This window comes from Nocardioides albidus, assembly GCF_006335005.1.
Lineage (GTDB): Bacteria > Actinomycetota > Actinomycetes > Propionibacteriales > Nocardioidaceae > Nocardioides > Nocardioides albidus.
Genome location: NZ_VDMP01000027.1, coordinates 145,320 through 152,673, shown reverse-complemented (window position 1 = coordinate 152,673; position 7,354 = coordinate 145,320). Strand labels below are relative to the sequence as shown.

Genomic DNA, 7,354 nt, shown 5'->3' with positions numbered 1-7,354 from the left:
GGACCTGTGCTCGGAGACCTTCTTCCGCGCGCTGCGCAACATGTCCTCCTTCCGCTGGCAGGGCAAGGACTTCGGCGCGTGGCTGATGACCATCGCCCGCAACCTCGCCACCGACCACTTCAAGGCCGGCCGCACCCGCCTCGAGATGACCACAGAGGACATGGGCCAGCACGACGACACCACCGAGGGGCCGGAGAACGCCGTCCTCGCCAGCCTGACCAACGAGATCCTCCTCGAGTCGCTGACCAAGCTGCCCAACGAGCAGCGCGACTGCCTGATCATGCGCTTCCTGCAGGGCATGAGCATCGCCGAGACCGCCTCGGCGCTCGGTCGCAGCGACGGCGCCATCAAGCAGCTCCAGCTGCGCGGCGTGCGCAACCTCGCCAAGTTGATGCCGGAGGGCATCCGATGAGCCGCCGCCTGGTCATTCCGGACCATGCCGCGATGGCCTTCCGAACCGTAACCACCCGCCTCGCCAGGTCGTTGGACGTTCGAGAGGACACGAGGGCGCGCTCCCCGCGAGCGGACGCCCTCCCGACACGAGGACGGTCGTTGTGATGCGCGGGAACGCCTGGTCGCGCGGCGCCGAGGAGTTCGAGGCCCTGGTCTCCGGCACTGCCGGAGACGCCTCGACACAGCCGGCACACGCCGAGCTGCTCGAGCTGGTCGCCGCGCTGCGCGCCGTCCCCCCGGTCACCGCTCGCCCCGAGTTCGTCTCGTCCCTGCGCACCCAGCTCCTCGCCGCGGCCGAGCGCGAGCCGGCTCGCGCCGAGGAGGACCTCGCGGCCCGCCTCACCCCGCGCCAGCGCCGCGGCTCCCGCGAGCGCCGTCTCGCCGCCGTCATCGGCGGGTTCGCGGTCGTCTCCGCCACCGGCTCGATGGCCATGGCCTCCCAGGACGCCCTGCCCGGCGACGTGCTCTACCCGGTCAAGCGCGCCATCGAGAACGCGCAGACCAACCTCCAGCCCGACGGCGCGGCCAAGGCCGACGCCCTCATCGCGCACGCCGAGTCCCGCCTCGACGAGCTCCAGTCGCTGATGGCGGGCGACCCGGACCCCGACGAGATCAACGCGACCCTGCAGGACTTCACCGACCAGGCCCGCCAGGCCTCCGAGTTCGCCCTCGACGACTACGCCGCCACGGGCGAGGCCGACCGGATCGCGGACCTGCGCGCCTTCGCGGCCGAGAGCATGCACGCGCTCGCCGCCCTCGGTCCGGTCGCCCCGAGCGAGAGCCGCGCGCCGCTGATCACGGCGACCCAGACGATCCGCCAGATCGACGCCGCCGCATGGGAGGCCTGCCCGGGCTGCGCCGACGGCGCCGTCGCCGAGATGCCCGACTTCGCCACGCTCCCGCTCAGCCAGGTCCTCAGCGGCGACATCACCGCCTCGGTGACCGAGACCGAGCCCCTGGCGCCCAAGAAGAAGGACAAGGCCCCGAAGGCTCCCGCCGCGACGGGCCCGTCGGCCTCCGTCGAGCCGCAACTCCCGGCGCCGGACGACATCCCGAAGATCCCGGACGCCACCAAGGTCCCCAAGGGCCCGCTCGGCGAGACCGTCGAGGGCGTCACCCGCGGCCTCACCGGCACCCTCGGCGGCCAGCAGCCCCAGCCGACCGACAGCACCACCGAGGCGCCGTCCCTCACCGGCTCCCTCGTCGACGGCGTCAACGGCCTGCTCGGCGGCCTCCTCGGCACCAACCAGTAGCCCGAGCGACCGCCCCGGCGAGGCCTGCGTCGAGGCCCTCGTCGTGTCAGCGGAAGACGGACTCGCGCTGCATGAGCAGGCTGTAGAGCGTCTGCTGGATGGTCTCGCGGACCTGGTCGGTCACGTTGAAGACCAGCATCGGGTCCTCGGCCGCGCCGTCGTCGTACTCGTCGGTGCGGATCGGCTCCCCGAACTCGAGCAGCCACTTGGACGGCAGCGGCACCAGGCCGAGCGGGCCGAGCAGCGGGAACAGCGGCGTGATCGGGATGTAGGGCACGCCGAGCAGGCGGGCCAGGGACGGGATGTTGCCGACGAGGGGGTAGATCTCCTCGGCCCCGACCACGGAGAGCGGCACGATCGGCACCCCGGTGCGCAGCGCGGCCGACACGAACCCGCCGCGGCCGAACCGCTGGAGCTTGTAGCGCTCGGAGAACGGCTTGCCGATGCCCTTGAAGCCCTCCGGCCACACGCCGACGAGCTCGCCGCCGCGCAGCATCCGCTCGGCGTCCTCGCTGCAGGCCAGGGTCGCACCGCCCTTGCGGGCCACGGAGCCGACGACAGGCAGCCGGAAGACCAGGTCCGCGCCGAGCGGGCGCAGGAACCGGCCCGTGTGGTCGTGGATCGACACCATCGTCATCAGCCCGTCGACCGGGACGGTGCCGGAGTGGTTGGAGACCACCAGCGCACCGCCCTCGGCGGGGATGTTCTCGACGCCGCGGACCTCGATCCGGAACCACTTCTGCGCGAGCGGGCGCAGGGCGGCCATGAAGAACCGCTCGGTGACCTCGGGGTCGAAGCCGTACTCGTCGACGGAGTAGTCGCCGGTCACCCGGCGACGCAGGAACGCCAGGAAGCGCGCCAGCTGTGGCTCCCACTGGTCGCCGAACAGCTCCCGGCTGGCGTGCTGGAAGGCCGCCAGCCAGTCGCCGGCCGGGATGCCGGCGAGCGGGCCGGCGCCGCGCTCGTCGGTGCGGGCGGCGGGCGCGGTCGCGGTCACCTCGGCCGGGACGGCCGGGACATCAGCTGGGACATCGGCCGGGGCGTCGAGCAGCGACGGTGTCTCGAGGACCGGCTTCTCCTCGACGGGAGTCCGCTCCTTCGGCGGCGCGGCCGGCTTCTTGGCAGCGGCCTTGCGCGGCGTACCGGTCTTGGGCGCGAGGCCGCGCGCGGCGGCCGAGGGCCGCTTGCCGGTGCCGCGGCCGGGCTGGCCGCGGGTGCCGATCGGGATGATGTCGGCGTCAGCCATCCGTGCCTCCAGCGAGGGTGAGCTGGGCGGGACGGTCGTCGTCGACCGCGGGGAGTCGCTCGGCGAGCGAGCCGAGGACGCGTTCGGTACGGCGCGCGGCCGGCGGGAGCGAGTCGGCGAACTCGGCGAAGGCGGAGGCCGTCGTGTAGTGCGGCTCGAAGCCGAGCTCGGTGCGCATCCGGGTGGTGTCGACGCCGCGGCCGTAGGTCAAGAAGGCGACCAGCTCGGGCGACAGGTCGGCGCGTCGTACGGACTTCAGCGCCGGGGCGAGGCCGCCGAACGCGAAGGCGGGCACGGGGACGCTGGTGCGCCCGGAGCGGCGCAGCGCCTGGGAGAGCATGAGCAGGCCGTCGCCGGCGACGTTGAACGTGCCGCCGCGCTCCTCGCGCACCGCGTGCCGCAGGACCCGGTTGAGGTCGCTCTCGTGGAGGAACTGCAGACGCGGGTCGAACCCGAGGATGGTCGGGATCACCGGCAGCCGGAAGTACGACGCGAGGGGGCTGACGACCCGTGGGCCGATGACGTTGGCGCAGCGCAGCAGGGTCACCGTCACGTCGGGACGCCGGCGCGCGAAGCCGCGGACGTACTGCTCGACCTCGACGACGTCCTTGGCGTAGCCGGTGCGCGCGGGCCGGCGCGGCTCCATGTCCTCGGTGAACATCGCGGGGTCACGGCTGCTGGCGCCGTACGCCGTGGTCGAGGACTTCACCACCAGGGTGCGCAGCCCCTCGGCCTTCTGGCAGGCGGCGAGGAGCTGCATCGTCCCGATGACGTTGAGCTCCTTCATGGTGCCGCGGGCACCGGCGGAGCCGGGGGTCGCGATCACGCTCATGTGGACGACGGTGTCGACGTCCTCCTTGGCGATGACCTTCGCGATGACCGGGTTGCGGATGTCGGCGCGCACGAAGGTGACGTCGCCGAGGTCCCCGCGCGGGGGGACGACGTCGACGCCGATGACCCGGTCGATCCCGGGGTCGGTGGCCAGGGTGCGCGCAAGGGTACGGCCGAGGTCTCGTGAGACCCCTGTGACCAGGACCGTGCGTCCGGCTCCCATCTCCACCGACTCCTCGGAATCAGGCCGGCGCGATCGAGAAGGGCGCGCCGGCGACGGTTGAGAAAGCGTGAGCTACTGGCTCGCTCGGGTCACTTGCCGAGCTTGCGACGCTGGACGCGCGTCTTCTTCAGCAGCTTGCGGTGCTTCTTCTTCGCCATGCGCTTGCGGCGCTTCTTGATGACAGAACCCACGTGGAACCTCTCCAGAGCGCCGGGCGCGACAGCGCTCGGCGTGACGTACGACGCTCCGGGGACCCCGGAGCACCGGGTCAGCCTATCCGGACCATCGTGAGCGCGGTGAATCAGCGTCGGAGATGGGATGGAGATCGCAGTCGGTCCAGGCCGGGCGCAGGCGGCCCGAGACCACAGCGCAACGTCGTGCCGCCAGGCGGAGGTGGGACCTACCGGACTCGGCCGCGCGGCCGGCAGCGTGGCGCCCCCGCGCGCAGCGCAGCGACGGCAAGGGCGGTCCGAGCGAAGCGAGTGACCGTCCGCAGCCGGCGATAGGCGACGCGCTCGGCCCGGACCCGCAGCGGCGGTCGGCTAGCCCGCGGAGTAGAAGGACTTGCGGAGGTACTCGTTGACGTCGTCCTCGGTGACCCGGAACGAGCGACCGACGCGCACGGCCGGCAGCTCGCCGCCGTGCACGAGACGGTAGACGGTCATCTTGGAGACGCGCATGACCGAGGCGACCTCGGCGATCGTGAGGAACTTCGGGTCCGGGAGGGACTCGGCGCGCTCGCGCGACGTAGGAGCCATGACCAACCACGCTTTCTGCCTGCGTCCGTCACCGCCTTCCCCAGCTGTGAACACCGGACGCCCACTTGCGTGACAATAGGGCCAGATGTGACTCGTGGGGAAGGGATCTGGTCCCTAAAGTTTCGCGGACCGGCGTGTCGACTTGACCGCCCGGGGGTTCGCGCGTTCCGAACCACGCCGCTGTGATCCGTCGCCGACGCACCGAGAAGGCTCTTGTCGTGCACCCATGTTCGACTTAATATCTTGAACACAGATGTTCGAGATGAAGAGGTGTGGTGATGAGAGGACGACAGATCCGCAGGTTCGCCCTGCACTACGGCGAGATGGTCGCCGCCATGCTCGTCGGGATGATGGCGCTCTGGCCGCTCTGGATGCTGGCCACCCGCTCCGCGAGCGACGACTCCTGGCTGCGCTCGGCCACGGTCGAGACCCTGGTCATGGCGAGCACGATGGCACTGCCGATGGCCGCCTGGATGCGCCTGCGCGGCCACCGCTGGACGCCGACGCTCGAGATGGCCGCCGTGATGTACGCCGGCTTCGTGGTCGTCCTCCCGCTGTACTGGGCGGGCGCGATCGACGCGGGCGGGCTGATGCTGGTCGGGCACGTCGCGATGTTCGTGCTCATGCTCGCCGCGATGGCCTGGCGCTGGGAGGAGTACGCCGGGTGCCACTCCCCCGAGGAACAGCCCGCCCCGATGATGGCTCCGTGACGACCCGCCCCCTGCGCGCCGACGCGCGCCGCAACATCGACGCGATCCTCGAGGCCGCGACCGCGACCTTGGCCCGCGATCCCGACGCGAGCGTCAACGACATCGCGCGGGCCGCCGGCGTCGGCCGGGTGACCCTCTACGGGCACTTCGAGAACCGCGCCGCCCTCGTCTCCGCGGTCGTCGAGCGGGCGATGGCCGACGTGGACGCGGTCCTGCAGGCGCTCGACCTGTCCGGGGACCCGGCGGCGGCCCTGGTCCGGCTGGTCGACGCGACCTGGGCGGTCACCCTGCGGTACGGCGCACTCGTGGTCGCCGCCGAGCGGTCCCTGCCGGCCGCCGAGGTCGCCGCCGCGCACGGTGCGCCGCGGGAGCGGGCGCAGTGGCTGATCGACCGCGGCCGCGCCGAGGGCCGCTTCCGCACCGACCTGCCGGCCTCCTGGCTGGTCACCAGCCTTCACACCGTCACCCACGCGGCGGCGAACTCCGTCTACGACGGCGAGCTCGCCACCGACGCAGCCGCGCACGCGATCGCGGCCACGATGCTCGGACTGCTGACCCCGCCGGGAGAGGTCGTCCCGGACGTCGCCGCGCTCACCGCGCACTGACGGGGCACCGGCGGCCGTGCGATGATCGAGGCGTGTCGACCCCGATGAGCCTCACCTGGTGGCCCGCCTGACGGCGGCCGCCTCCTCGACACACTCCCACCACCGGCCGCCCACGGGCGGCCGTCGTGCTTCTCCGGACGGTTTCCGGCGCCCGTGGGCCTCTCTCTCAGGAGCATCCGTGAACCGACGCCTCTCCCTCCTCACCCCGAGCGGCCGACTGACCCTGGGCAACCTCCTCGGCGCGCTGCGCCCCATGCGGGCCGCCCAGGCCGACGCGGAGTGCTTCTACGGCATCTCCGACCTGCACGCGCTGACCACGCCCCGCTCGCCCGACGACCTGCGGGCGGCGATCACCGAGCAGTCGACCCTGCTGTTGGCGGCCGGCCTCGACGCCAGCACCCTGTTCCGCCAGAGCCGGGTGCCGGCGCACGCCGAGTTGGCGTACCTGCTCGAGTGCGTCGCCACCACCGGCGAGCTCGGCCGGATGATCCAGTTCAAGGAGAAGTCCAGGCACCAGGAGTCGGTGCGGACCTCGCTGCTCACCTATCCGGTGCTGATGGCCGCCGACATCCTGCTCTACCGCCCCACCCACGTCCCCGTCGGTGACGACCAGCGCCAGCACATCGAGCTGACCCGCGACCTCGCGCAGCGATTCAACGCGACCTACGGCGAGGTGTTCACGATCCCCGAGATCACGGTGCCGCCCGCCGGCGCGCGGGTGATGGACCTCGGCGACCCGACCCGCAAGATGAGCAAGTCCGGCCCCGACGCCGGCTCGATCGCCCTGCTCGACCCGCCGGACGTCGTACGCCGCAAGGTGGCGCGCGCGGTCACGGACTCCGACACCGGCCCGGCGGCGGTCCGCACCGACCGCGCGGCCAAGCCCGGCGTCACGAACCTGGTCGAGATCCTGGTCGCCTGCGGCGGATCCGTCGACGGCATCGCGACCTACGGCGCGCTGAAGGCGGCGGTCACCGACGCCGTCGTTGCGGAGCTGGAGCCCCTCCAGGAGCGCTATCGCGCGCTGGCCGCGGATCCGGCTCGCGTGGCCGACGTCTACGACCGCGGCGCCGAGCGCTGCCGTGAGGTGACCGCTCCGGTGCTGGCCGCGGCGCGGGCGGCCCTGGGCCTGTGATCCCCGGAGGGGACCGTCGGTGCTCGCTGGCAGACTGCTCCGCATGACGTTCCAGGCCCTGCTCCTCGACCTGGACGACACCCTCGTCGACCACCGCGGCGCCTCCGAGCGCGGGCTGCGGGCGTGGCTCACGGGCCTCG

The 7,354-nt window shown here is 72.5% G+C and carries 9 protein-coding genes; 5 read left to right on the top strand and 4 right to left on the bottom strand.

Going from position 1 to position 7,354, the window contains the following annotated elements; genetic code table 11:
• A partial coding sequence (locus tag FHP29_RS22950) for a sigma-70 family RNA polymerase sigma factor (RefSeq protein ID WP_240044609.1) occupies positions 1-412 on the top strand: 412 nt, incomplete at its 5' end.
• 145 nt (positions 413-557) lie between these two features.
• A complete protein-coding gene (locus FHP29_RS19130) occupies positions 558-1,706 on the top strand; it encodes a DUF5667 domain-containing protein (RefSeq protein WP_139624468.1) in 1,149 nt (382 codons plus the stop codon).
• Between the two features lie 46 nt (positions 1,707-1,752).
• On the opposite strand, the gene FHP29_RS19125 is transcribed toward FHP29_RS19130, so the two are convergent.
• The 4 genes from FHP29_RS19125 to FHP29_RS19110 all read right to left on the bottom strand — a co-directional run bounded on the left by FHP29_RS19125 (position 1,753) and on the right by FHP29_RS19110 (position 4,764).
• Complete coding sequence (locus FHP29_RS19125; protein WP_139624467.1) at positions 1,753-2,952, bottom strand: lysophospholipid acyltransferase family protein; 1,200 nt, start codon at positions 2,950-2,952, stop codon at positions 1,753-1,755.
• The gene (locus FHP29_RS19120; RefSeq protein WP_139624466.1) at positions 2,945-4,006 is read right to left on the bottom strand and encodes an SDR family oxidoreductase; all 1,062 of its coding nucleotides are present in this window, start codon (positions 4,004-4,006) and stop codon (positions 2,945-2,947) included. The genes FHP29_RS19125 and FHP29_RS19120 overlap by 8 nt, the downstream gene beginning before the upstream one ends.
• A gap of 89 nt (positions 4,007-4,095) precedes the next feature.
• Entirely contained in the window at positions 4,096-4,197 is a 102-nt protein-coding gene (locus FHP29_RS19115; RefSeq protein WP_008356322.1) for a 30S ribosomal protein bS22, read from the bottom strand.
• 351 nt (positions 4,198-4,548) lie between these two features.
• Complete coding sequence (locus FHP29_RS19110) at positions 4,549-4,764, bottom strand: helix-turn-helix domain-containing protein (protein WP_139624465.1); 216 nt, start codon at positions 4,762-4,764, stop codon at positions 4,549-4,551.
• A 278-nt stretch (positions 4,765-5,042) separates the two neighbouring features.
• Between FHP29_RS19110 and FHP29_RS22945 the strand changes: the two genes are divergently transcribed.
• From FHP29_RS22945 to trpS, 3 genes are all read left to right on the top strand, one after another.
• On the top strand, positions 5,043-5,474 hold the full coding sequence (locus FHP29_RS22945) for a hypothetical protein (protein WP_139624464.1): 432 nt from the start codon (positions 5,043-5,045) through the stop codon (positions 5,472-5,474).
• Positions 5,471-6,079, top strand: a complete 609-nt coding sequence (locus tag FHP29_RS22940) for a TetR/AcrR family transcriptional regulator (RefSeq protein WP_139624463.1) — start codon at positions 5,471-5,473, stop codon at positions 6,077-6,079. The genes FHP29_RS22945 and FHP29_RS22940 overlap by 4 nt, the downstream gene beginning before the upstream one ends.
• A gap of 178 nt (positions 6,080-6,257) precedes the next feature.
• Positions 6,258-7,214, top strand: a complete 957-nt coding sequence (gene trpS, locus FHP29_RS19095) for a tryptophan--tRNA ligase (RefSeq protein WP_139624462.1) — start codon at positions 6,258-6,260, stop codon at positions 7,212-7,214.
• The last annotated feature ends 140 nt before the right edge of the window (positions 7,215-7,354 follow it).